Source organism: bacterium, from assembly GCA_035691305.1.
Classification (GTDB): Bacteria; Sysuimicrobiota; Sysuimicrobiia; order Sysuimicrobiales; family Segetimicrobiaceae; genus DASSJF01.
In genome coordinates, this window is sequence record DASSJF010000067.1 from 1 (window position 1) to 22,450 (window position 22,450).

The following is a 22,450-nucleotide window of genomic DNA, read 5'->3' on the forward strand; positions in this document are numbered from 1 at the left end:
CCCCCCGGCCGGTCCCCCGCCGCCGCGCCGATGCGCGCCGCAAGCGCCTCGGCGTCAAGATCGTCCACGGACAGCGGCCGCTCCTCGCCGAGCTCATCCCCCAGCGCGGCCACCTTCTGATCGTACGCGACGGGCACGATCGGCACGGCCTGCGACGCCGCAAAGATCAGCGCGTGGAGCCGCATCCCCACGAGCAGGTCGAGCCCGCCGGCGAGCGCCAGCATCTCGCGCGCGCTGAACGGCTCCCGCACGACGATCGCCCCGTCGAGGCGCGCGGCGATCGCCTCCGCGGCGCCCAAGTCGTGCGGCAGATGCATCGGGAGGAGCACCCAGCGCGCACCGAACCGGACGCCCGCCGCGCGCGCGCCGGCGGCCACCGCCTCCAGCACGCGCCCATCTCCCCACGGCCGCGCCGCGAGGCCGAAGAGGAGTCCCCCACCCCAGCGGGCGCGCTCGCGTTCGACCGCGGGCGTCGGCTTGGGATCGAGCAGAAACGACGGGTCGGCGCTCACGACCACGCGCGGCCCGCGCACGCCGGCGTCCGCGAGTACCTGAGCCGACGCGACGTCGCGCACCGTGATGAGGTCCACCCTGTTCAGCACGCGGCGCAGCGCCGCGCGAACCCAGGCGCGCCGGGATGGCTCGAAGCCCTGCGCATACACCGCCGTCCTGCGGCCCCATCGACGCGCGGCGGCGAGCACGGCGAGGTAGTAGCACGGACTCCGCCAGCTCGTCCTGTCCTGAAAGAGGCTGCCGCCGCCGGAGAGGAACAGGTCCGAGGCGCGCAGCGCGCGCATCACCGCCCGAGGACGCGACCGAGGGACGGCATCGACGCCGTAGGCGCGTGCGGTCGCTTCCGGAGACGCCGAGAGGACGCTGATCTGGAGCCCCGGCCGGCGCCGCCGCAACTCGGCGACGGTCGCTTCCAGCACCGCATCGTCACCGAGGTTGTTGAATCCATAGTAGCCCGAGAGAACGATCCGGTTCACAGCCGGCCGACCGCCTGCGGCGGACTGGCCGGCAACGATGACATCACAACCGGCGGGACACGGCCGCGCGGTTACCCCCGGCCGTAATCCGTCAGTGGCGGACTCGACGGCACGGCGGACGGCTTCCCCGCGCCGGGGCGCCGCCCCGCGGCGGCCCCCCGGGAGGCGCCGCCCGCGGCGGGCGCCGGCAGACGCCACCAGCGCCGCGTCCAAAGCAGCACACCGACGAGCACCGCGCCGAGCACCGACCCGATGACGAGGGCGTACACCGTGCGCTCGATTACGTAGACCAGCGGCGTGTGGATGTGCGAGAACGAGTCAACCAAATTCGTCTGTCCGACCGCGCCGGCCATGGCGAGCGGCAGCACCCAGCGCCGCGCGCCGAGGAAGGCGACCGCGATCGCGAGCATCATCGCCGGATGGCCGACCAGGAACTCCTTCGTGCGCGGCCGCGCGACAAGCACGCGCTCCAGCACCGTGCGCAGCTTGACCTCGGCTCCGCCGAGCGCCGGCAGCCCGGTGTTGCCGGTGCGGCCGAGCGCAAACAGCGCGGCCCCGCCGATCACGATCAGCAGGATACCGTACTCGAGGCGCAGCGGCTGGCGCAGCCACTCCCGCACGCGCGGCCAGACCCCTTCGGGACCCGCCTGCGACGCCGCGACCGCCAGGCCGACGATCACGACCGGCAGCACGATCAGCAGCTTCACGCCGAGGAAGATACGCTGCTCCATCATGAACGGCCACTCGGCGAGCAGGGCGCCCACGATGAAGCCGCCGAGCGACGAGGCCGCGGACATCACCCACAGGCCGGCGAGGCTCCGCCCGAGCGCCGCACGGCCGCCGAGGCGCGCGTCCGGCCACGTCTCCCGCCGGGCGCCCGGAACGAACGACAGCATCGCGAGGACCGGAAAGGCGAGCGCCGCGAGCAGCGCGAGCAGCTCCCGCCAGAGCGTCACGTGATGGAGCATGATCGTTGCGAGCGTAATCGCGACGCCCGCGGCGACGCCCGCGTGCAGCCAGGCCGGCCGGACGGCGTAGCCGAGCGCGCCGCCCGTCTCCGCCGCGGCGAGCGCTCCCGCGGCCAGCGCGCCGAGCGCGGCCAGCACGAACCACGGCGCGGGCGTCCCGGCGCTGGGCAGCGGCACGGCCTTGCCGAGCTTGTAGCCGCTGCGGGTCAGCTCGTCGGCGATCGACCCCACGTACTCGAGGTTCGCCCGAATCGGATCGACGCCAGCCGACGTGGAGAGAAACGGACGTACGTAGAGGATGCGGACGTTCCGCTCGTGCGCGGCCAGAACGTACTTGTCGCGGGCCGCGGCCGGCGTGAGGCCGGCGAGCTCCTCCGGCGCCAGGCTGAACACACGGATCACGTGCGGGGCGGCGAGCAGCGCCAACTGCTCCTCCCCCTTCTGCCGGCGGCGGGCGGTGAACGCCTCGATCCGTCCGAACGCGAACCCGTGCGCTTTGATCGCGGCCGCGACGTCGGGCACAAGATCGTCGTAGCCGAGGACCTGGTCGCGGTCGAAGATCAGCGTAAACGCCTGCCCGAACTTGGCGAGCGACTCGAAGAACGTGTCGACGCCGCCGGGCGCGACCTCGCGGAAGTTCCGGACGCGCGGCTCGGTCGCGAGATGCGCGGCCCGCGCCGCCTCGACCTCGTCCGGTGCCATCCCGAGCGACAGGTCTTCGAGATCCCGTCCGCGACCCGCGATCTCCAGCACGCCGGGCCCCACCATCTTCGCCGCATCCGCGCCCCGCTGCAACGCGATGCCCGCACGCACGAGCTCGAGCACCGCGGGCGATCCCTGCACGTACGTCGCGTCGATGCGCAGCCGGCCGGCCAGCCGGGCCAGCGGCGGCGCGAGCGCCTCGGCGCGCGCCGCGTCGATCGCGTCGCTGCCGGCGTTGTAAGTGATGAGACCGTCGTCCGCGAGGCGCCGCAGCGACGCCGCGTAGAGCGTGACGCTCCGGACGCCGTGCTTGTACAAGTCCGCGTAGAGCGCCTCGCGATCGATCCCCCGGAGGCGCGCGAGCGTCGCCCAGTCGTCGCCGTCCACAGTGATTTCCACGGTGCGGTACGACCGTTCGACGGCGATACGGCCGGCGAGTAGGACCCCCGAGGCCGCGAGCCCGGCGGCTACGCACAGGACCAGCGTCGGAAACTGCCGCCAGATGCGGAGAAGCGCCCTCACGGCGTGCCGCCCGTGACCGCGGGCGCACCGGCGGCGGCCTGCAGCATCAGAACGCCGTCGCCGATCGAAACCTTCGTCAGGTGGAGCCCGAACGGCAGCCGGCCGATGTCCAGAATCGGATTGATCGACGCGTCGAGCCGAGACGCCACGTCGGGCGGGACGGGCAGGCCGTTCATCACCGTCACCCGATCCGCGACCAGATCGAGATGCGTCGCGTCACGCACCACGAGGTGGCCCGCCACCGACGCAGGCAACTCCGCGCCGAACACGCTCACCGTCCCGTCCAACAGGATGGTCCCCGGACTCAGACGCACCGCCACACGCTTCACCGACGGCTGCGCGGCCAGGAGGCGCGCCAAGTTGTCGGCCGTCACGGTGACGCGGGCGACGCCGGCCCCCACCGACCGCACGACGAGCTCGCGACGGCCGTAGAGCAGCACCGGGTCCACCACGACGTGCGTCATGATCGCCTCGAACCCGGCGACGTCGAGGCGGCCGATGCGGAGCGATCTCGCCGCGACCGACAGCAATCGGATGTTACCCCACCATACGGCCGACGCCGGCTGCGCCTCCACGCTGACCGCGACGTCGGGCGTTCCGAACGACCGCACGAGCGCGAGGCGCAGCGCCGTACCCGCGACCGACGGCGCCGCGAGGCTCGCGGCAAGGGCCGCGGTCAACACCACGACGGCGGCCAGCCACAAGGCGCCGGGTTTCCACCGCGAGGCCCGGACCATCCCGCGCGCGCCCGGCGCCGTCGAAACGCTCATGAAACCGGGGGTGCCGGCCGGCGCTCGGTGTCGCCGGCGGCCGCGGGCTGCCCGCGCCGCAGGTAGGCGTCGATGAACGGATCAATTGCGCCGTCGATCACGCCCTGGGCGTTGCCGACCTCGAGGCCGGTGCGGTGATCCTTGACAAGCGTGTACGGGTGCAGCACGTAAGAGCGGATCTGGTTGCCCCACGCCGCGTCCCGGTGCTCGCCGCGGATCGCGGAGAGCTTTTCGGAATGCTCCTTCGCCTGCGCCTCGTACAGCCGGGCCTGAAGCAGCTTCATCGCGGTGAGCTTGTTGGCGTACTGAGAGCGTTCGTTCTGGCACTGCACGACGATACCCGTCGGCAGGTGGGTGATGCGCACGGCGGTTTCGACCTTGTTGACGTTCTGGCCGCCCGCACCGCCGGCCCGATAGGTATCGACGCGCAGATCATCGTCGCGGATGTTGACCTCTTCCGGCTCGACCTCCGGAATGACGTCGATCAGCACGAACGACGTGTGCCGCCGATGCGCGGCATCAAACGGCGAGATCCGGACGAGCCGGTGCACGCCGCGCTCACCGAGCAGGTACCCGTAAGCGTTCGGGCCGGCGATGATGACGGTTGCGCTCTTCACGCCCGCCTCCTCGCCCGGCGACATGTCCACGGCGTCCGTCGAGTAACCGCGGGCCTCGGCCCACCGCATGTACATGCGCAGGAGCATCTCGGCCCAGTCCTGCGCCTCGGTGCCGCCGGCCCCCGCGTGCACGGACAAGATCGCGTTGCTGCCGTCGTGCTCGCCGGAGAGAAGCGTCGCGAGCTCGACCCGATCGAGCGTCTCGCCGAGCGCCCGCGTCTCGCGCTCGACGTCGGCCAGGGCGGTGTCGTCGCCCGCGGCGAGTGTCGTGAGCTCCGAGAGGTCGGCGATCTCCCGGTCGAGGCGCGCAAGGCCGTCGAGCCGCTCCCGCAGCCGGGACACGTCCTGGGAGACGCGCCGGGCCGTCTCCGGCGCGTCCCAAAACCCGGGCTGTTGCATTTGCCGCTCGAGCTCGGTCAGGCGGGCCTGCTGGCGGGGAAGGTCAAAGATGCCTCCCGATGCCGTCGAGGCGTTCGCGGTAGGTCACGAGTGAGCGCTTCAGTTCGTCCGCTGTCACGCGCACCATTATAGCATCCATGGTTCCGCGCTCACCACGGGCCGAAGAGAAAGTCGAAGATCGCGGCACCGGCGCCGTGCGCGATTGCGAGCGCCGGGACCTGCGCCCAGCGCCTCCGCACCAGCCCGAACACGACTCCGGCGATAAGTCCCCACAACATCGCCTCCGCGCCGCGCGGCGCGTACGCGAGCGCTCCGAGCACGGCGCCCCAGGGCACGGCCCACGCCGGACCGCGCCAGGTGGTCGCCGCCGCAAACACGACGCCCCGCAGCCACCACTCAAAGCCGAGTCCGGCGATCAACATCGGCACGGCCCCGGACCACCAGCCTGCGGCGGGTGCTGCTACCGGCATGGCGCCGCCGTGCGCCGTGAACGCGCGCAGAGCGACCGCTGCGAGCCCCGCGACGGCGGCGAGCGAGACCAGCAGCGCCGGAACGAAGCCGCGTCCGAACCCGATCTCCGCGGCCGGCCGACGGATGCTCAACAGGGCCGCGGCCACGAGAAGGGCCAGCGGCGGAAGCGGGACCGGCACCCCGCCGGGGGCCGGGGCCCAGGCCGCTCCGCCGTCCGCGACCGAGCGCGCGATCGCGTCCACCGCGAAGAGCGCGGCCAGCGGCAGGGCCGAGGCGCCGGCGAGCCTCACAAACGCCCGCCCCCGGCCGTCTCCGATCGCGAGCGGCGCCAGCTTCGGCACAACGGCCGCCGCGGATGCCGCGACCGCCGCCCACGGCAGGACGTCGCCGTACCGCGCATACAAGGTGAGGGCGCTGCGCGGCGCGACCCGCCCGGCGAGCACGCCGCGCGCGCCGAGCGGCAGCGCGGCCACCACACGCCCATACGGATCGATGATCTCGCTCGGCCCCGCGTTGGCCGCGCGCAGGAGAAACCGACCCTCCTCGATGGCACGAAACGGCGCGATCGCCGCGTGCTGCAGCGGCGCGGCGCGCCCATCGAACCACGCATCGTTCGTCAGCACCGCGAGCATCGCCGCGCCGTCCCGCACCGCGTCGCGCGCGTGCTCGGGGAACGTGCTTTCGAAGCAGATCGCCACCCCGAGGGTGCCGGCCGGCGCCGGCAGCAGCGCGGGACCGCGGCCGGGCCGCTCGCCCGCCTCCGCAAACGGCACCAACCGGTGCTTGTCGTACCGTCCGACCACGACGCCGTCGGGCGCCACGGCGAACGCCGAGTTGGTGAGGCCGCCTTCGAGGCTCGTCGCGATCAGAGTGGTGTGATCGCGCCGGGCCCAACCCCCGACGAGCGCGCGCGTGGACGGATCGGTGAGATCGACCGGCGACGCGGTCTCGGGCCACAGAACCAAGACGGCGCCGCGCCCCCTGTCCGGCGACCGCGCGGCGTCGTGGGTCATCGCATCGAGTGTTCGCAGATCGCGGGCGGCCTGCGCGGGATCCCACCTCATCCGCGCTTCGTATGCCGGCTGCACGAGAGCGACGTTCGTGTCGGCCCGGACCGGCGTCGCGAGCGCGGCGCTGCCGTACCCGAGCGCGGCGGCGACGGCGGCCGCGGTGAGGGCCGCCGGCGCGATTCCAGACGCGCGCGCGAGGAGGAGTGTCACCGCCGCATTCACGAGAACCACCAGGAGCGTGAGGCCGTAAACACCCGTGAGCGATGCAACTTGGCTGACCGCGAGCGCTGCGTGCTGGGACTCTCCGAGCAGCGCCCACGGGATGCCGAGCGAGCCCCGGCCCCGGAGAAATTCCACCGCAGTCCAGGTGATGGGGATCCAGAGAACCGCGCGCCTCGCGCCGCCGGCGCCGGCCCAGGCCGCGGTCCCGAGCGCCACCGCCGGCGCGAGCGCGAGGAGCGCCGCCGCGAGCGCCCAGACGAGCACGCCGAAACCCGTAAGCCACCAGAGGACGCCGCCGTAGGCAAACGCGCCCCACGCGTAGCCGATCCAAAACGCGTCGCGCGGCGGCCGGCGCCAGAATGCCGTGATCAGCGGGACAAGCGCGAACCAAGCCAGCGCCCCAAGGTCGTAGGGCGGAAAGGCAAGCACGAACGCCGCGGCGGACACGGCCACGGCGAACCAGCGTGGCCTGATTACGCGTCCTTCGCCTGCATCAAGAGCACGGCACCGCCGATCTCCGTCCGGCCGGCCGCCGGATATCCCGCGCCGACTTCTGCTCGAGGATGCGCGGGATAACGTCGGACGCCAAAAACTCTCACGCCGGGCTGCTCGAGCTGGGGCTTGATCCTTTCGCTCATCGCAGCGCGCCGCCCGCGAGGGTCACGAGGGCCTCGGCGATGCGCACGCCCGCTGAGCACATCATCCGCTTCGATGACACACGAACACCGTTCCTCTGCCCCAGGGCGCCCCGTTAGCGCCTACCGAACTGCGGCGACAACCTCCCTGGCGCCGCTGAAGCTGCTGCACCCGCCCTGCCGGCGATGGCGCGCACACTGCTGACTTAGTGCGATCGTACCCTCATTCCCCTAGTGCCGGCCGGCGGGGATTCCGGGGGCGGTGTTTCCGCCGCCTCGGAGCATCTCCCTGACCGGCACTTCCAAGTACGCGGTCATGCGGACCGTCACACCATGGCCGGTTTGATTGAGCGAGACTGTGACGTCGTCGGCCAGCCTGCTGATCAGGTATAGACCGCGGCCGTCGACGTTCGACCGGGACGGCAGCCGCCGAGGGATCAGGGGAGGTTCGGTGGCTGTACCCTCGTCGCGAACGAGGACGATCACGGCGCCCGCCCCGGTCGAGACTTCCACGCATACCGGACCGATACCGTCGGCGTAGGCGTGCCGGTAGATGTTGGACAGGGCCTCTCCGACCGCGATTTCCATGTTGCGCGCGGCATCCACAAAGAGCCCGGTGCGCGTCATCGCCTCGAAAACCCGCCGCCGCGCTTCTCCGAGCGCCTCGGGATGACTGTCGGTGTGAAGCTCCAAGACCCGCACGACCGCACAACTCCCGTCTTGACCGGCAGCCATGCCCTCGCCGACCGTTCGTCCAGGGCCAAACTACTTCCCTCACGGCCGCCCGCGACCGCACGACGACGCCGTGCGCCGCGATCACGTTCAATCATAGGTACGTTACCCTTTTTCACTCCGCGCGGCCTGCGGCCGGCCGCTGCCCTTCAGCCGCCGTCCCGGCGCCTATCTCGGTCTCCTCGGGCGCGGGGACTTCCATCGACGCGGTTACGTAGGGAATGAAGCCGCCCTCCGGTACGAGGCCGGTGGACGCGGATTTTTTGCCGGGATCCTAGGACGCCGCGCTCGGCGCCCCGTGGCACTTCTTGTACTTCTTGCCGCTGCCGCATGGACACGGATCGTTGCGACCGACCTTCGGCACTCGAAGTGGCATGGCGGCGGCGCCGTCCCGTCCCGCCGCGGCCGCCGCTCCGGCAGGCATCGGACGCCCCGCCGAAGCCGCCGGACGAGGCCGGCGATCGCCCCCGGCCGGCGCAGACCCGCCCGACTCCGCCGTGACGCGATAGCCGGGCCGCCCGGCCCCAGCGAGCGCGGGAGCCTGCGCCGGCTGGACCTCGACCACGTACAGAAACTTGACGGTTTCCTCCTGGATCTCGTCCTTCATTTGCTCGAACAGCGCGAACCCTTCCTTTTGATACTCGATCAACGGGCTGACCTGCGCGTAGGCGCGGAGCCCGATGCCTTCGCGGAGCGCGTCCATCGCGTACAGGTGGTCGATCCATTTGCGGTCCATCGTCTGCAGGAGAATCAGCCGCTCGAGCTCGCGCATCGTCTCCGGCCCGAGCGCCTGCTCCTTCGCCTCGTAGGCCGCCAGCGCGGCGCCGGCGAGGCGTTCCCGCACCTCGTCCACTGCCAGTCCCCGGAGCGACTCGGCCGTGATCTCCGCCGGCAGCGGCGCGACCGTCCGCATGTCGTCGAGCAGCCCTTCCAGGTCCCACTCGTCGGGGCGCAGCTCGCCCGAGCAGGACACGTCGACCATGTTGGCGACCAGACTCTCGATGAAATTGAGGATGTTCTCGCGCAGCGATTCGCCGTGCAGCACTTTGCGACGCTCAGCATAGATCACCTTGCGCTGCACGTTCATCACGTCGTCGTACTCGAGGACGTGCTTGCGGACGTCGAAGTGGTACGACTCGACTTTCTTCTGGGCGTTTTCGATCTGGCGGGTCACGAGGCCGTGCTCGATCGGCACGTCGTCTTCGATGCCGAGCCGCTCCATGATGCCGGCGATCCGCTCGCCGGCGAACAGGCGCATCAGTTCGTCGTCGAGCGCGACGTAGAACCGCGAGGAGCCGGGATCGCCCTGCCGCCCCGCGCGGCCGCGGAGCTGGTTGTCGATCCGCCGGGCCTCGTGGCGCTCCGTGCCGACGATGTGCAGCCCGCCGAGGCTGCGCACCTTCTCGCCGTCCTGCGCGTCCGGCGGGTTGCCGCCGAGGATGATGTCGACCCCGCGGCCGGCCATGTTGGTGGCGATCGTCACCGCGCCCGACCGGCCCGCCTGGGCGATGATCTCCGCCTCCTTCTCGTGATACTTGGCGTTGAGCACCTGGTGGGGAATGCCGCGGCGCCGCAGCAGCGCGGACAGCGCCTCGCTCTTCTCGATGGAGCGCGTACCGACGAGCACCGGGCGCCCCTTCTTGTGCTCCTCGCCGATCTCGTCCGCGACCGCGGCGACCTTGGCCTTCTCGTGCTTGTAGACCAAATCCGCCTGGTCCTCGCGTACCATCGGACGGTGCGTCGGGATCGCGACCACCGGCAGGTTGTAGATCTGGGTGAGCTCGGCCTCTTCCGTCTTCGCCGTGCCGGTCATGCCGGCCAGCTTGTGGTACATCCGAAAGTAGTTCTGGAACGTGATCGTGGCGAGGGTCTGGCTCTCCTTCTCGATCTTGACGCCTTCCTTCGCCTCGATCGCCTGATGCAGACCGTCGCTGTAGCGCCGCCCGAACATCAGGCGCCCGGTGAACTCGTCGACGATGATAACCTGCCCGTCCTTGACGACGTACTCGACGTCCTTGTGGTAGAGGGTGTGCGCGCGCAGCGCCTGCTGCGCGTGGTGCATCAGCTCAATGTGCCGCGGATCGGTCAGGTTGTCGATCCGCAGCATGCCCTCGAGCGCCGTCGTGCCCTCCTCGGTGAGCGTCGCCGTCTTCAGTTTCTCGTCGACGTGGTAGTCGCGCTCATCGACGAGGCGGGGGATCAACTTGGCGAAGTTGTAGTACAGATCGACGGACTGCTCGACCTGGCCGGAGATGATGAGCGGGGTGCGCGCCTCGTCGATGAGGATGAAGTCGACCTCGTCGACGATCGCGTAGTGCAGCTCCCGCTGCACGAGGTCCTCGGGCCGCAGCACCATGTTGTCGCGGAGATAGTCGAACCCGAACTCGTTGTTGGTCCCGTAGGTGACGTCGGCGAGATACGCCTCGTGCCGCGGAACGGGCCGGAAGTGGCGCAGGCGCTCGTCGGCGTGCGCGGGATCGGTAAACGACGGGTCGTAGAGGCCGCCAAACTCGTGCGTGATCACGCCGACCCGAAGCCCGAGGAGGTGGTAGATCGGCCCCATCCAGCCGGCGCCGATGCGCGACAGGTAGTCGTTGGGGGTGACCAGATGGCCGCCGCGCCCCTCGAGGGCGTTCAGCACGAGCGGCAGCGTCGCGACGAGCGTCTTGCCTTCGCCGGTCCTCATCTCGGCGATCTTGCCGATGAAGAGCACCGCGCCGCCGATCAACTGGACGTCGTGATGGCGCTGGCCGAGGGCGCGCTTGGCCGCCTCCCGCACGAGCGCGAACGTCTCGACCATGAGGTCCGCGAGGGGTTCGCCGCCCGCCGCCCGCCCGCGCAACTCGTCCATCTTCTCGCGGAGCCGGGCGTCTTCGAGGCCGGCGAAGTCCTCCTCGAGCCCGTTGACTTGGGGAACGAGCTCGTCGCGGTAGCGCCTCACGATCTTCTCGCTCTGGTCCCCCAGCAATCCCTGAAACAGCTTCAGCATCTACGGCTCCTCACACGACCGTACTCACCATTATAAAGGCCCGACGCAACGACCCGCCGGGACGCCCTGCTCGTCGCCGCACGAGTTGTGCCCAGAACCCGCTCCGGACCTCGGCGCGCGGCGCCCCGAAGTGCCGTCCGTGGCCCCGGGATTTCACGGTGGGGGTGTGATGTCGAGTTTCCGCGCAAACGACGACAGCGAATCATCGTGATCCACGCGGACGCGTTCGAGCGCGAACGGCCGACTCGAGGCGTCGGTGAAGCCCGGGACCTCCGTCACGGCGGCGTGATACCCGAGGTTGCCGAGCAGCCGCTCAAGCGACGGGGTGAAGCGCCCGGCCGGATAGGCGAAGAACGCGACGGGCTGCCCGCTCCAGCCGGCGATGATCCGCTTGCTCTCGGCGAGCTCCGTGCGCGCCAGGCCGAGCGGCAGCCGCGAGAAGTCGATGTGGTGCTGGCCGTGTGACTCGATCGCCATCCCGGCGCGGGACATCTCGTCCAGCTGCGCCTTCGTCATGTGGCCCCGCGTGCCGATCGTCGACGTGACCACGAAAAAGGTGCCGGTCCACCCGTACTTCTTCAGAATCGGAAACGCTACGGTGTAGTTGTCGAGGTAGCCGTCGTCGAAGGTCAGCACGATCCCGCGCGGCGGCGGCGTACGGCCGTTGAGGCCGCCCCACACGTCGTCGAGGCTCAACGGGCGGTAGCCGGCCCCGCGCAGCAGCTTGAGCTGCGCCTCGAACGCCGGCGCGATCACCGTCAGGTGCAGCGTGATGAGGTCGCGCGGGGGCACGTCCGTATCGACCATGTGATACATCAAGATGGGCACGCGCCAGCGCGGCGGCGCGGCCGACGGCGATCCACCGGCGGCGGGCGAGGCGGGGCCGCCCGCCGCGCCCATTCCGGCAAATGCGAATGCCGCCGCGAACAGCGCGGCGCGCAGACGGCCGGCGAACAATGCGCGACTCGGCATCAGCCGATGACGATCATACCCGGTTTGCGGCGGTTCAGCGAGGACTGAGCCAGGCCACCGGCCTGTTGACGGCGTTGAGCACGGCGCGTACGGCCGCTTCGCGCGGATCGTCGCGCACGAGCGAGGATCCGCTCAGCACGTCCGCCTCGGGGCCGAGCCACGCGACGAGCGCGAGCGCGACTTGGCGCGCGCCGAGCGGCGCGACCGTCAAGCCCTCAAGCAAGAAGAGGCCCTGCGTTCGCAGGTGCGCCTCGACGGCCCGCAGCGTCGCGGCACCGATCAATTGCAGGCGGTGCGCGGCCGCGTTCGGTCCCGCGGCGGTGCCTTCTACGATGGCGCCGTCGTGCTCCAGCTGAATCTTGACCTCGGCGCTCGCGTGGAGCGTCGCCACGGTCATACCCACGAACTTGAGACGGGGGCGGGCCGGAGGGTGCTCGGAGTCCTGCTGGTCGGACCGCTTGGTCGCGACTCTGACTTGATTTTGCTCGATCTCCACCGACAATTCCGCGGCTAAGGCGGCCACGATGTCGCCCGCGACGACGCGGGGGCTCCGCTCGGCGGTACTGAGGACGTGGACGCGATCGATGATCCCGCCCTGCGCCAAGTCGACGCGGACGGCGGACACGCCCCGCAGCCGCCGGATCACGTCCTCGGCCCGCTGAGCAAGCGTCTCTCCGCGTACCTGTTCCGCCACGCCCCCCGCCTCTCGTCCGCCCCCGTGCCTAGTGCTACTACGCCTTCCGGCACACGTGCTCCTCCGGCATTTTACAGACGCCACCGGCGGCGCAGCCGATCGAGGCCGCCGTTCCCGCGCAGCTCGCGGACGGCGCCGGAAACGTATGCCGCCAGGTCGTCGGCGCCGGGCCGGACGATCAGCGCGAGCGGCACGGAGGGCCCACCCGCGGCCGATGCTCTCAAGCCGGTCCCGCCAGACACGAAGCCGAGCGCTTCCGGTCCACCCGCGACCGCCGCGTCAACGCGCCCCTCCGCCACCATTGCCAGACTCTGCTCCGGCAGATAGGTGGTCACCACGAACGCCCCGGCGTCTCGGGCCAGCCGCTCTCCAGGGCTGCCGGCCGCCGCCGCGACCCGCCGTCCGCGCAGCTCGGCGCTCGTCCCGCCCGACGTCTTCGCCCCCCACACGATGACCGGCGCGGCGTCGCCGTACGGCTCCGTCGCGAGTCCCGGCACCAATCCGGCGGAGAGCGCCCCGGCCGCCAGATCTGCGCCCGGCGGCAACCCTTCGCGCATCGCGGCGAGCGGCGTATCGACGATGTCCGCGCGAACGCCGAGCGCCTGTGCGATCAGCGTCACCACGTCGACGTCAAAGCCGCGCGGCCCCGACGCATCACGAAAGGCCATCGGCGGACTCGAGAGATCGGCGGCGACCCGCAGACGTCCCGCGCTGCGAATCGCATCCAGCGACGGTCCCGCGCCCGGGGGATGCGGCGCCGGCGGCAGCGGCGGAGCCTCCCGGGCGGTCCGCGGCGCGCAGGCCGCCGCGACGAGCATCATCACCATCGCGAGCATCACACCGCGTCGGATCGCCATCGTGGTTTCGATTATACTCCGCAGGTCGGAAAGGGTCTTGTTTGCGGAGGCGCGAAATTTCCGGTGTCCATGTTGATCCGCAGCCGACGCCCGCTAACGTGGCGGCGCACCGCCGCCGCCGCCCTGTGCATCACCGCCGCGCTGATACTCGCGCCGCGCGGCGTCGACGCGGCGATTTCTTATCTCCTCTACTACGCGATCGAGATCCCGCCGGTCCTGACCGGCTACGAAATGGACGACCAGCAGAACCGGCGTGTCGTGTATACGAGCGTGTTGCGCGGCACGCTCGGCGGCCTCGCGGTGGACTCAGGTACCCTCGCGCTGCATCCCGGCGCGAGCGCGGCCGCCGGCGGGGGCCAGTTTACCCTGCGAACGGCGGCGGGGAGCGTGAAAGACGGTCTCATCCTGTTGACGACCGATCGCAAACAGACGACCCTGGTCTTTCTCGGCACGTATCTCGGGGCGCGCCTGCAGTTCAAGATGATGGGACCGACCGAGAACTTCGGGACCGCCACGATCTCAGGGAAGGGCCTGGCGGACACGAGCTTCGTCGCACACAGCGAATACGTCGCGGCGATCACGCTCGGGGTGGCGGGACTGGCGCCCGCCGCCCGCGCCCAGGCGATCACCGCGGCGGAGTCGAATCTCCGCCTTGTCACGGCGTATCAGGCGGCGACGGGATCGCCCTAGCACGGACGCTCAGCGCAACAGAAAGCCGTCCGGCAGCGGGTCGTCGGGCTCCAGCACGAACGTGTGATAGCCGGTGATCGACGCGGCGCCGCTCACCTCAGGCACCACCGCGCGGTGCGCCCCCACCCGGGTCTCCTCGACGAGCCGTCCCGAAAATCGCGAGCCGATCAGGCTCTCGTTGACGAACGGTGCGCCGAGGGCCAAGCGTCCGTCGGCCCATCGAGCGGCCATCAGCGCCGACGTGCACGTTCCGCAGGGCGAGCGGTCGACCTCCCGGTCCGCGAACACCGTCAGGCTTGTCTGATCCGCGCCGGGGCGGCGGGGCGACCACGCCATCACGACGCCGTACAGGCCTCCGATCCCAGGCTCGAGCGGATGCGCGATCGCGCCGGCCGCCAGCACGGATGTCTTGATCGCCGCGGCGGCCTCGACCAAGCGGCCGAGCGGCCCGGGCCGGTCCCCGAGTCCCGCGCGCGGCGCGTCGACGAGCGCGTAGAAGGCGCCGCCGTACGTGACGGCCGTCTCGACGTCACCGAGGCCGTCGACGGGGACTACGCGACGATCGTAAACGAAGGACGCGACGTTCCGCATCGTCACCTGCCGCACGCGGCCGTCTTCCACCGACGCCCGTGCGCGCACGAGACCCGCCGGCGTGTCGATCGCGACGGCTACCACCGGCCCCGGCGCGGGCACCTGCCCTGTCTCGATCAACACGGTCACGAGGCCGATGATTCCATGGCCGCACATCGTGCTGTAACCCTCGTTATGCATGAAGAGCACGCCGCAAAAGGCCTCCGGCGACACGGGAGGTGTGACGATGCAGCCGTACATGTCGGCGTGCCCGCGCGGCTCCCACATCAGGAATCGGCGGACGTGGTCGAGATGCTCGGTCATGTAGGCGCGCCGCGCGAGGATCGTGTCGCCCGGGAGCGGAGGGAGCCCGGCGGTCACGATCCGCAGCGGCTCGCCCGCGGCGTGGCAGTCGATCGTCTGCATCGTGCGGCGTCGCTGCATCACACGCGTCATTCGCCCCACGCGGCGGCGAACCTCCGCCCCGCGCACACGGGAGGAGACCTTCCGGCCGAAGCCCAACAAGACCGCACGATGACGCCGCGGATTAGCCGGCCCGGATTTCTCACGCCCGAAGAAGTCGCCGCGGAGCTGCGCGTCTCGCCCTCCGTGGTGCGGCGCCTGCTCCGGCGCGGCGATCTCCCGTCGCTGCGCGTCGGCCGCGCGTGGCGGGTCGACGAAGAAGATCTCCGCCGCTGGATCCGGCGCCGCCGGCGGAGCGGCGCCGAGCATGCGCGCCCGGCGTTCAACGGCCGGGGCGCATGCCTGTGCGGCTGCGGCGAACCCGTCGCCGGCCCGGGCGCCCGCTTTCTCCCGGGACACGGCGGCAAGATGGTGCACCGGCTGATGACGGAGGAAGGCATGACGTTCGACGCGGCGCGCGAAGCGGTCCGCCGCGTCGAACGGCCGCGCCAACAGCAGCGGCTGTTCTGATCCCCCGTTGGTTGGATATAATGAGGCCATGGAAAAGCGGACCGCCGCGGATCTTCGGCGCGCGTTCGGCCGCCGCGTGCACGACGCGCGGCGCGGCGCGGGCCTGAGTCAGACCGAGCTCGCCCGAGTGCTCGGGTTGCGGAGCGGCGTGGCGGTCGGCGACTGGGAGCGCGGCAAGGCACTGCCCAAGTTCGAAACGTTCCTCCGGCTGTGCGAAGCCGTCAATCAGCCGCCCGCGTACTTCATCGACGGCTACCGTGACCGGCCGGTCAAAGATCCCGTCGATCGCCTGCGGGAGACGTTCGAGGCCGCCGACGCGAAAGCCGCGCAGCGGCATCTCGAGCTCCTGCACCGGCTCGAGCATCTCCCTGTGGAGGTCGGGCGCGGCATCGCGCCGGAAGAACTGCGCTCCGCGCTGGAGCAGCTGCGGTTCGAAGACGCCGCGGACACCGCCAAAGCGCGCCTGGCCGCCGCGGGACGGCGCAGCGACCCGTCCGGTCCCGCGATGAGACCCCTCGAGGAATCGCGAGAGGCGGCCGCGCAGGAAGCGTTCCGCCTCGGGTGGGAAGCGGCCCTCGGCGCGCTGCGGGAGTGGCTGCACCGGCGCGGACGCGCCTGATGCCGTCGCGGCTCTTCGTGTACGGCACCCTGCAGAACGAGCGCCTTGTGGAGCGTTTGCTCGGTCGCCGCCTCGCGTGGCGGCCGGCGGTGCTGGAGGGCTACCGCCGCATGCTCGACGCCGCGATCGGCTACCCGGTCGTCCATCCTCTGGCGGGCTTCCGCGTGGGCGGCCGACTGCTCGAGGACGTGGACCGGGAAGCCCTCACCGCGCTCGACGCCTATGAAGGCCGCGAGTACCGCCGTGTGACGGTCCGCGTCCAGACGAGCGACGGCGAGGCGGTTGACGCGTTCGCGTACGTTCCGGCCACACCCGCCGCCGGCCAAACAACACGCTGAACAGCCGGCGTCGGACGTCGTCGGTCCGCTGCCGGAAGATCAACTTTTGAGGTTGGTTGGAAATCGCTCCAGGGACTTTCGGATCCTCGACAGCGCTTCGGTAATGGCCTCGACGGAGTTGGCATAGCTGAGCCTCAGGAACCCGCGGCCGTGGGCGCCGAACGCGGTTCCCGAGAGCACCGCCACGCCGCCGTCGTTCAACAGGTGCGCCGCGAGCGCGCCGCCGTCCGGATCGATCGCGCTCACGTTCGGGAAGGCGTAGAAGGCTCCGGCCGGCACGTTGCAGCGGACCCCCGGCAGCTCGCGCAGGCCCCGGACGATCACGTCGCGGCGCCGCCGGAACTCCGTGACCATCCGTTCGACGCAGCCCTGATCGCCGCGCAGCGCCGCGACGCCGGCCAGCTGCGTGGCCGCGGCGGTGCAGGAGTTGGAGTTCACCATCAACTGGACGAGGCGGGCGGTCACCTCGCGCGGCGCGACGCCGTAGCCGAGACGCCAGCCGGTCATCGCGTAGGTTTTGCTGAAGCCGTCGAGAATGACGGTCTGCTCGGCCATGCCCGGCAGCGATGCGATGCTGACAAACTCCGCCCCGTACAGGATCCGCCCGTAGATTTCGTCGGAGAGCACGGTAATCGGCTTCCCGCGGACCATGCCGGCGATCTCTTCCAAGTCCCCGCGGGACAGCACGCCCGCCGTGGGATTGTGCGGCGAATTGAGGATCACGAGGCGCGTGCGCGGCGTAATCAACGCGCGCAGCCCCTCGGGATCCGCCCGGAATTCGCGGTCCTCGCGCAGCACCCAGGGTACCGGCTTGGCCCCGAGGAAACGCGCCACCGATTCGTAGATCGGGAACCCCGGATCGGGAAAGATCACCTCGTCGCCGGGGTTCAGCAGCGCGAGCATCGTGAAGAACATCACCGGCTTGCCGCCGGGTGTGATCACAACATGATCAGGGTGGACCGGAATACGGCGCGAGCGCGAGACCTCCTCCGCGATCGCCTCGCGCGCTTCGAGAAGCCCCGCGGCCGGAGTGTAGTGCGTGTAGCCGTCGCGCAGCGCGCGGATCGCGGCGTCCTTGATGTGCGCCGGCGTGTCGAAGTCCGGCTCGCCGATCTCGAGGTGGATGACCGAGCGGCCCTGGGCCTCGAGCGCCCGGGCGCGGGCCAAGACCTCGAAGGCGGTCTCGGTGCCGAGCACCGCCATGCGGTCCGCGAACGGCGCGCCGGGCATCACGTGCCCTCCTGCCAGCCGCCGAGGTAGCGCGCCTGCTCGGGAGTCAGCTGGTCGATCGCCACGCCGGAGGCGCCGAGCTTCAGCAGCGCGACCTGCCGGTCGATCTCCGGCGGCACGCCGTAGACGTCGGGGGCGAGCGTTCCGCCGCGCCTCGCAAGATACTCCATCACCAGCGCCTGGTTGGCGAAGCTCATATCCATCACCGCCGCCGGATGGCCCTCCGCGGCCGCGAGGTTCAAGAGGCGTCCTTCCGCGAGCACGTAGATCCGGCGCCCGTCGCGGAGCCGGAACTCCTCGACGTTCGGGCGCACGGGCCGGCGCGACTCCGCGAGATCCGCGAGCGCCGCGAGATCGATCTCGACGTCGAAGTGGCCGGAATTGGCCACGATCGCCCGGTCCTTCATCGCCTCGAAGTGCTCGCGCCGCACGATGGACGTATTGCCGGTGACCGTGAGAACAACGTCCGCCTCGCGCACCGCCTGGAGCATCGGCAGCACGCGGTGGCCGTCCATGTGCGCCTCGAGGGCGCGGACCGGATCGACCTCCGTGACGATCACCTGCGCGCCCATCCCGCGCGCCCGCAGCGCCAGCCCGCGCCCGCAGTTGCCGTAACCGGCGACGGCGATCGACCGGCCGGCCAGGAGCAGGTTGGTGGCGCGCAGCAGCCCGTCGAGGGTCGACTGGCCGGTGCCGTAGCGGTTGTCGAAGAGGTGCTTGGTCAGCGCGTCGTTCACGGCGACGATCGGATACTTGAGCACGCCGGCCTTGGCCATGCTGCGGAGCCGGATCACTCCCGTCGTCGTCTCCTCGCTGCCGCCCCGCACGCCGCCGAGCAGCTCCGAGCGGGAGTTGTGAATTGTCGAGACGAGGTCCGCGCCGTCGTCCATCGTGAGATGCGGCTTCGTGTCGAGCGCCTGGTTGATGTGGCGGTAGTACGTGTCGCGGTCTTCGCCGCGCGTCGCGAACACCGGCAGGTGCCACTCCGACACGAGCGCCGCGGCCACGTCGTCCTGCGTGGAGAGCGGGTTACTGGCGCACAGCGCGACCTGCGCACCGCCGTCGTGGAGCGTGCGCATCAGGTTGGCGGTCTCGGTCGTGACGTGCAGGCAGGCGGCGATCCGCGTGCCGGCGAGCGGCCGCTCCCGCGCGAACCGCTCCCGGATGGCCCGCAGCGCGGGCATCTCCCCGTCCGCCCACGCGATGCGGTCCCACCCGGCCTTCGCCAGCCCGGGGTCCTTGATGTCTGCGTTCACTGCACACCTCCCGAGTTCACGACGCCCTCGGAATTCTAGCGCGCGGCCACTTCGACGACAACCGCGGTCTCCCCCGGGCGGTCAGCGGCGTCCGCCCGCGAGCCGCGCGGATTCCGGCCGCGCGCGCAGCCGAAGCATCGCGACGCAGCCGAGCGCCGGCCCGACGCTCAGCAGCACGAACGCGGGCCGCCATCCGGCCGCCGCGACCACAACCGGCAGCACCTGGATGCTGACCGCGGTCAAGAGAAAACCGAGCGACGTCTGCAGCGCGAGCGCGCTGCCGATGCGCCGGGGATCGGCGATCTCGCTGATCGCCGCGGAGAACTGCGCCGAATCCGCGATGACGGCGATGCCCCAGACCGCCGCCACCGCGACGACCAGCCACGGGGCGCGTCCGAACAGGAGGCCGGCGGCCACGGCGCAGGCGCCGCTCAACGCCATCGCGCCTGCGGTCGTGACCGTCCGGCCGATCCGGTCCGCCACCGCCCCCCCGGCGATGCATCCGCCCGCGCCGATCCCGATCACCGCGAACGCTGCCAACCCGGCGGACCGCCGCACGTCGGCCGCGGCGCCGAGACCACCCGACGCCTGGAAGCTCGCCAGCAGAAACGCCGGGATCCACGTCCACATCGCGTACAGCTCCCACATGTGGCCGAGATAGCCGAAGTTGGCGAGGCGCAGCGCGGGATCGCGAAGCGCGCGAAACGCCCAGCCGAGGTCGAGCCGGGCCGCGGACGCGTCGAACGGGCCGGGGCGCACGCAGCCGGCCACGAGGATCGCCGAGAGTACGGCGCCGGCGCTCGTCGCCGCGAGCACAGACTGCCAGTGAAACGCGCCCGCCGTCTCGGCCGCGATCAGATGCGGCAGGGCCGACCCGAGCGTCAGCGCGCCGACGAGCGTGCCGATCGCGAGGCCCCGGCCTTCGCGAAACCAGCCCGCCATGAGCTTCATCCCCGTGGGATAGACGCCGGCCAGCAGCATTCCGAGCACGATCCTGAGGCAGACCGCGGGCACGAGCCGCCCGGCCGCCAGCGGAAAGAGGCCGTTCGCGATCGCCGCCCCGATCGCCGATGCCGCGAAGACCGTGCGCGACGAGAGCACATCGTTGAGTCCGCTCACGGCGAGCCCGAGCGCCCCCGCGACGAAGCCGACCTGCACCCCGACGGTAAGCAGCCCGAGCTGCGGCGCGGACAGCCCCCAGTCGCGCGCGAGGGCCGGGGCGACCGCGGCCGCGCTGAACCACGTGCTCATCGCCCCGATCTGCGCCGCGGCGATGAGTCCCAACGCGCGCCAGCGTCCGGGGGCCACGCGGAGATCGGAAACGGTCGAATGCCGCGCCGCCATTCCTTCTACGTTACCAGGAAGATGAGCGGGCCGGGCAAGAAGTCGATCCTATGATTCCGACCCCCGCCGCCGGACTCCGCAGCCAGCCGCTTGCCCCGCCGCCTCTGCGCGCGGCGCCGCTCGATCTAGACACTCTGTTTTTCACGCGGCGGATCGCCGCGGTCGAATGGTCCGCGGACGGGCGCGTCCTGTTCTTCGAAACGAACGTGACGGGCCGCTTCAACATCTGGCAGGTGCCGCGCGGAGGCGGGTGGCCGGTCCAACTGACCGTATCGGGTGAGCGGACCGCGCTCGCCCGGCCGTCGCCGGATGGCCGCTGGGTCTTGTTCACGCAGGACCGCGGCGGCAACGAGAAACCGAACCTCTACCTGCAGCCCCTGCCTCACGGACGACCGCGGGCGATCACCTCGACCGACCGCGTGGCGTACCGGAGTATGCGCTGGTCGCCGGACGGCCGCGCCCTTGCGTTCGCCGCCGAGCGGGCCGCGCCCGGAACCTACGACGTCTACCGGCTCGACCCCGAGACCGCGGACGTACAGCGCGTTGCCGGGCACGACGGCGGCCAGTGCACCGTCGTGCGATGGAGCCCGGACGGACGCCGGCTCGCCGTAACGCGGACGTGGGATTATGCGCACAGCGGCGTCGGCGTTCTCGACCTCTCGAGCGGCGAAGAGCGGACCCTCCTGCCGATCGCGGCGAACGCCGACCACGTCGCGCTCGGCTGGACGGGCGACGGCCGCGCCCTGCTCGTGTCCTCCAGCGCGACGCCGCACGGGACGTACGGCGTCGCGCGCGTGGACGCCGCGACCGGGGAGGTGACGTGGCTCGACGCGGGCGAGTGGGATGTGGAACTGCTCGACGTCGCGCCGGCCGGCGATCAGTACGTGTGCGCGCGGAACGAAGGCGGGACGCATACGGTCATGTTGCGAACGCTCGGCGGCGGCTCCCGGATGATTGACGTGCCGGCGGGCGTCGTCGCGGACGCGGTGTTCTCGCCGCGCGGAGACGCGCTCGCGCTGCTCCACGGCGCCGCGACCTCGCCCTTTGAACTCTGGCTGTGCGGGACGGCAGACGCGACGCCGGTCCGGTTGAGCCGCTCCCTCGTCGGGGGACTCGACGCCGGCGATTTCGTCCGTCCGAGCTTGGTAACGTATCCGTCGTTCGACCGCACGCCGATCTCGGCCTTCGTCTATCTGCCGCCCGGGGCGCGCTCCGACCGGCCGGCGCCCGCGATCGTGTTCGTGCACGGCGGCCCGGCGGCGCAGCACTTGAACGGCTGGACGCCGCTCGTGCAGTACCTCGTCTCCTGCGGTTTCGCGGTGATCGCGCCGAACTACCGCGGCTCGACCGGCTTCGGCCGGGCGTTCGAAGAGGCCAACATGCGGGACATGGGCGGCGGGGATCTGCGCGACGTCCTCGCGGCCGCGGACAGCATCGCCGGAAGCGGATACGTCGACCCGAAGCGCATCGCGGTGATGGGTGGATCCTACGGCGGCTACCTGACGCTGATGGCGCTGACCAAGCACCCTGAACGCTGGGCGGCGGGGGTCGCGATCGTCCCGTTCGCCAACTGGTTTACCGAATACGAGCACGAGGACCAGACGCTGCGGGACGCCGACCGCGCGCGCATGGGCGATCCCGTCGAGGACGCCGCGCTGTGGCGGGACCGCTCGCCGATCTTCTTCGCCGACCGCATCCGCGCGCCGCTGCTGGTGCTGGCCGGCGCGAACGACGTGCGGTGCCCGGCCGACGAGGCGGAGCAGATCGCCCGCGCCGTCCGCGCGAACGGCGGCGTCGCGGAACTAACGGTCTACTCGGACGAAGGCCACGGCTTCCGGCGGCGCGAGAACGAAATCGACGCGAACCGCCGGACGGCTGAGTTTCTGCGCCGCCACCTCACGCCGCCGGCCTGAACTTCTTC

20 protein-coding genes are annotated in these 22,450 nt (G+C 71.2%); 5 read left to right on the plus strand and 15 right to left on the minus strand.

Going from position 1 to position 22,450, the window contains the following annotated elements:
• The 11 genes from csaB to VFL28_12215 form a co-directional block, all read right to left on the minus strand.
• On the minus strand, positions 1 to 989 hold a 989-nt coding region (gene csaB, locus VFL28_12165), incomplete at its 3' end, for a polysaccharide pyruvyl transferase CsaB (GenBank protein ID HET7265417.1).
• A gap of 71 nt (positions 990 to 1,060) precedes the next feature.
• The gene (locus tag VFL28_12170) at positions 1,061 to 3,181 is read right to left on the minus strand and encodes a DUF5693 family protein (protein ID HET7265418.1); all 2,121 of its coding nucleotides are present in this window, start codon (positions 3,179 to 3,181) and stop codon (positions 1,061 to 1,063) included.
• Positions 3,178 to 3,951, minus strand: a complete 774-nt coding sequence (locus tag VFL28_12175) for a DUF2993 domain-containing protein (GenBank protein HET7265419.1) — start codon at positions 3,949 to 3,951, stop codon at positions 3,178 to 3,180. Before VFL28_12175 ends, VFL28_12170 begins: the two co-directional genes overlap by 4 nt.
• A protein-coding gene (prfB, locus tag VFL28_12180; GenBank protein ID HET7265420.1) for a peptide chain release factor 2 occupies positions 3,948 to 5,094 on the minus strand; the annotation gives its coding sequence in 2 pieces (ribosomal slippage) (positions 3,948 to 5,012 and positions 5,014 to 5,094; 1,146 coding nt in all). The genes VFL28_12175 and prfB overlap by 4 nt, the downstream gene beginning before the upstream one ends.
• Before the next feature lie 22 nt (positions 5,095 to 5,116).
• On the minus strand, positions 5,117 to 7,123 hold the full coding sequence (gene lnt, locus VFL28_12185; GenBank protein HET7265421.1) for an apolipoprotein N-acyltransferase: 2,007 nt from the start codon (positions 7,121 to 7,123) through the stop codon (positions 5,117 to 5,119).
• A 20-nt stretch (positions 7,124 to 7,143) separates the two neighbouring features.
• The gene (locus VFL28_12190; protein ID HET7265422.1) at positions 7,144 to 7,308 is read right to left on the minus strand and encodes a hypothetical protein; all 165 of its coding nucleotides are present in this window, start codon (positions 7,306 to 7,308) and stop codon (positions 7,144 to 7,146) included.
• A 228-nt stretch (positions 7,309 to 7,536) separates the two neighbouring features.
• On the minus strand, positions 7,537 to 8,007 hold the full coding sequence (locus tag VFL28_12195; GenBank protein HET7265423.1) for an ATP-binding protein: 471 nt from the start codon (positions 8,005 to 8,007) through the stop codon (positions 7,537 to 7,539).
• 304 nt (positions 8,008 to 8,311) lie between these two features.
• A complete protein-coding gene (gene secA / locus VFL28_12200) occupies positions 8,312 to 11,026 on the minus strand; it encodes a preprotein translocase subunit SecA (GenBank protein HET7265424.1) in 2,715 nt (904 codons plus the stop codon).
• A 153-nt stretch (positions 11,027 to 11,179) separates the two neighbouring features.
• Complete coding sequence (locus VFL28_12205; protein HET7265425.1) at positions 11,180 to 11,998, minus strand: polysaccharide deacetylase family protein; 819 nt, start codon at positions 11,996 to 11,998, stop codon at positions 11,180 to 11,182.
• A 34-nt stretch (positions 11,999 to 12,032) separates the two neighbouring features.
• Entirely contained in the window at positions 12,033 to 12,692 is a 660-nt protein-coding gene (locus VFL28_12210; protein HET7265426.1) for a hypothetical protein, read from the minus strand.
• A 71-nt stretch (positions 12,693 to 12,763) separates the two neighbouring features.
• Positions 12,764 to 13,549 carry a transporter substrate-binding domain-containing protein gene (locus VFL28_12215; protein ID HET7265427.1) on the minus strand — a complete coding sequence of 262 codons (786 nt, stop codon included), beginning with the start codon at positions 13,547 to 13,549 and terminating at the stop codon, positions 12,764 to 12,766.
• A gap of 63 nt (positions 13,550 to 13,612) precedes the next feature.
• Between VFL28_12215 and VFL28_12220 the strand changes: the two genes are divergently transcribed.
• The gene (locus VFL28_12220; protein ID HET7265428.1) at positions 13,613 to 14,239 is read left to right on the plus strand and encodes a hypothetical protein; all 627 of its coding nucleotides are present in this window, start codon (positions 13,613 to 13,615) and stop codon (positions 14,237 to 14,239) included.
• 9 nt (positions 14,240 to 14,248) lie between these two features.
• On the opposite strand, the gene VFL28_12225 is transcribed toward VFL28_12220, so the two are convergent.
• A complete protein-coding gene (locus tag VFL28_12225) occupies positions 14,249 to 15,253 on the minus strand; it encodes a proline racemase family protein (protein HET7265429.1) in 1,005 nt (334 codons plus the stop codon).
• Between the two features lie 90 nt (positions 15,254 to 15,343).
• Here VFL28_12225 and VFL28_12230 point away from each other — a divergent pair, with 90 nt between their 5' ends.
• The 3 genes from VFL28_12230 to VFL28_12240 are packed head-to-tail and all read left to right on the plus strand — an operon-like array spanning position 15,344 to position 16,699.
• Positions 15,344 to 15,742 (plus strand): helix-turn-helix domain-containing protein, encoded by a 399-nt coding sequence (locus tag VFL28_12230; protein HET7265430.1) that lies wholly within the window; start codon positions 15,344 to 15,346, stop codon positions 15,740 to 15,742.
• A gap of 28 nt (positions 15,743 to 15,770) precedes the next feature.
• Positions 15,771 to 16,361, plus strand: coding sequence for a helix-turn-helix transcriptional regulator (locus VFL28_12235; GenBank protein ID HET7265431.1), 591 nt, complete (start codon positions 15,771 to 15,773; stop codon positions 16,359 to 16,361).
• The gene (locus tag VFL28_12240) at positions 16,361 to 16,699 is read left to right on the plus strand and encodes a gamma-glutamylcyclotransferase family protein (GenBank protein ID HET7265432.1); all 339 of its coding nucleotides are present in this window, start codon (positions 16,361 to 16,363) and stop codon (positions 16,697 to 16,699) included. The genes VFL28_12235 and VFL28_12240 overlap by 1 nt, the downstream gene beginning before the upstream one ends.
• A 39-nt stretch (positions 16,700 to 16,738) precedes the next feature.
• Here VFL28_12240 and VFL28_12245 read toward each other — a convergent pair whose 3' ends face one another.
• The 3 genes from VFL28_12245 to VFL28_12255 all read right to left on the minus strand — a co-directional run bounded on the left by VFL28_12245 (position 16,739) and on the right by VFL28_12255 (position 20,529).
• Positions 16,739 to 17,929: a pyridoxal phosphate-dependent aminotransferase gene (locus tag VFL28_12245; GenBank protein ID HET7265433.1), complete on the minus strand. Its 1,191-nt coding sequence runs from the start codon at positions 17,927 to 17,929 to the stop codon at positions 16,739 to 16,741.
• Positions 17,929 to 19,185 carry an adenosylhomocysteinase gene (ahcY, locus tag VFL28_12250; protein ID HET7265434.1) on the minus strand — a complete coding sequence of 419 codons (1,257 nt, stop codon included), beginning with the start codon at positions 19,183 to 19,185 and terminating at the stop codon, positions 17,929 to 17,931. Before ahcY ends, VFL28_12245 begins: the two co-directional genes overlap by 1 nt.
• An 81-nt stretch (positions 19,186 to 19,266) precedes the next feature.
• Complete coding sequence (locus tag VFL28_12255; protein ID HET7265435.1) at positions 19,267 to 20,529, minus strand: MFS transporter; 1,263 nt, start codon at positions 20,527 to 20,529, stop codon at positions 19,267 to 19,269.
• Positions 20,530 to 20,579: 50 nt separating this feature from the next.
• Between VFL28_12255 and VFL28_12260 the strand changes: the two genes are divergently transcribed.
• On the plus strand, positions 20,580 to 22,442 hold the full coding sequence (locus tag VFL28_12260) for a S9 family peptidase (protein ID HET7265436.1): 1,863 nt from the start codon (positions 20,580 to 20,582) through the stop codon (positions 22,440 to 22,442).
• The last annotated feature ends 8 nt before the right edge of the window (positions 22,443 to 22,450 follow it).

What these genes read in the sequence shown, in the direction of transcription:
- VFL28_12175 (HET7265419.1), bottom strand. Translation starts at nt 3,951, where the DNA reads ATGAGCGTTTCGACGGCGCCGGGCGCGCGCGGGATGGTCCGGGCCTCG.
- VFL28_12190 (HET7265422.1), bottom strand. Translation starts at nt 7,308, where the DNA reads ATGAGCGAAAGGATCAAGCCCCAGCTCGAGCAGCCCGGCGTGAGAGTT.
- secA (HET7265424.1), bottom strand. Translation starts at nt 11,026, where the DNA reads ATGCTGAAGCTGTTTCAGGGATTGCTGGGGGACCAGAGCGAGAAGATC.
- VFL28_12205 (HET7265425.1), bottom strand. Translation starts at nt 11,998, where the DNA reads ATGCCGAGTCGCGCATTGTTCGCCGGCCGTCTGCGCGCCGCGCTGTTC.
- VFL28_12215 (HET7265427.1), bottom strand. Translation starts at nt 13,549, where the DNA reads ATGGCGATCCGACGCGGTGTGATGCTCGCGATGGTGATGATGCTCGTC.
- VFL28_12225 (HET7265429.1), bottom strand. Translation starts at nt 15,253, where the DNA reads ATGCAGCGACGCCGCACGATGCAGACGATCGACTGCCACGCCGCGGGC.
- VFL28_12230 (HET7265430.1), top strand. Translation starts at nt 15,344, where the DNA reads ATGACGCCGCGGATTAGCCGGCCCGGATTTCTCACGCCCGAAGAAGTC.
- VFL28_12235 (HET7265431.1), top strand. Translation starts at nt 15,771, where the DNA reads ATGGAAAAGCGGACCGCCGCGGATCTTCGGCGCGCGTTCGGCCGCCGC.
- VFL28_12240 (HET7265432.1), top strand. Translation starts at nt 16,361, where the DNA reads ATGCCGTCGCGGCTCTTCGTGTACGGCACCCTGCAGAACGAGCGCCTT.
- VFL28_12245 (HET7265433.1), bottom strand. Translation starts at nt 17,929, where the DNA reads ATGCCCGGCGCGCCGTTCGCGGACCGCATGGCGGTGCTCGGCACCGAG.
- VFL28_12255 (HET7265435.1), bottom strand. Translation starts at nt 20,529, where the DNA reads ATGGCGGCGCGGCATTCGACCGTTTCCGATCTCCGCGTGGCCCCCGGA.
- VFL28_12260 (HET7265436.1), top strand. Translation starts at nt 20,580, where the DNA reads ATGATTCCGACCCCCGCCGCCGGACTCCGCAGCCAGCCGCTTGCCCCG.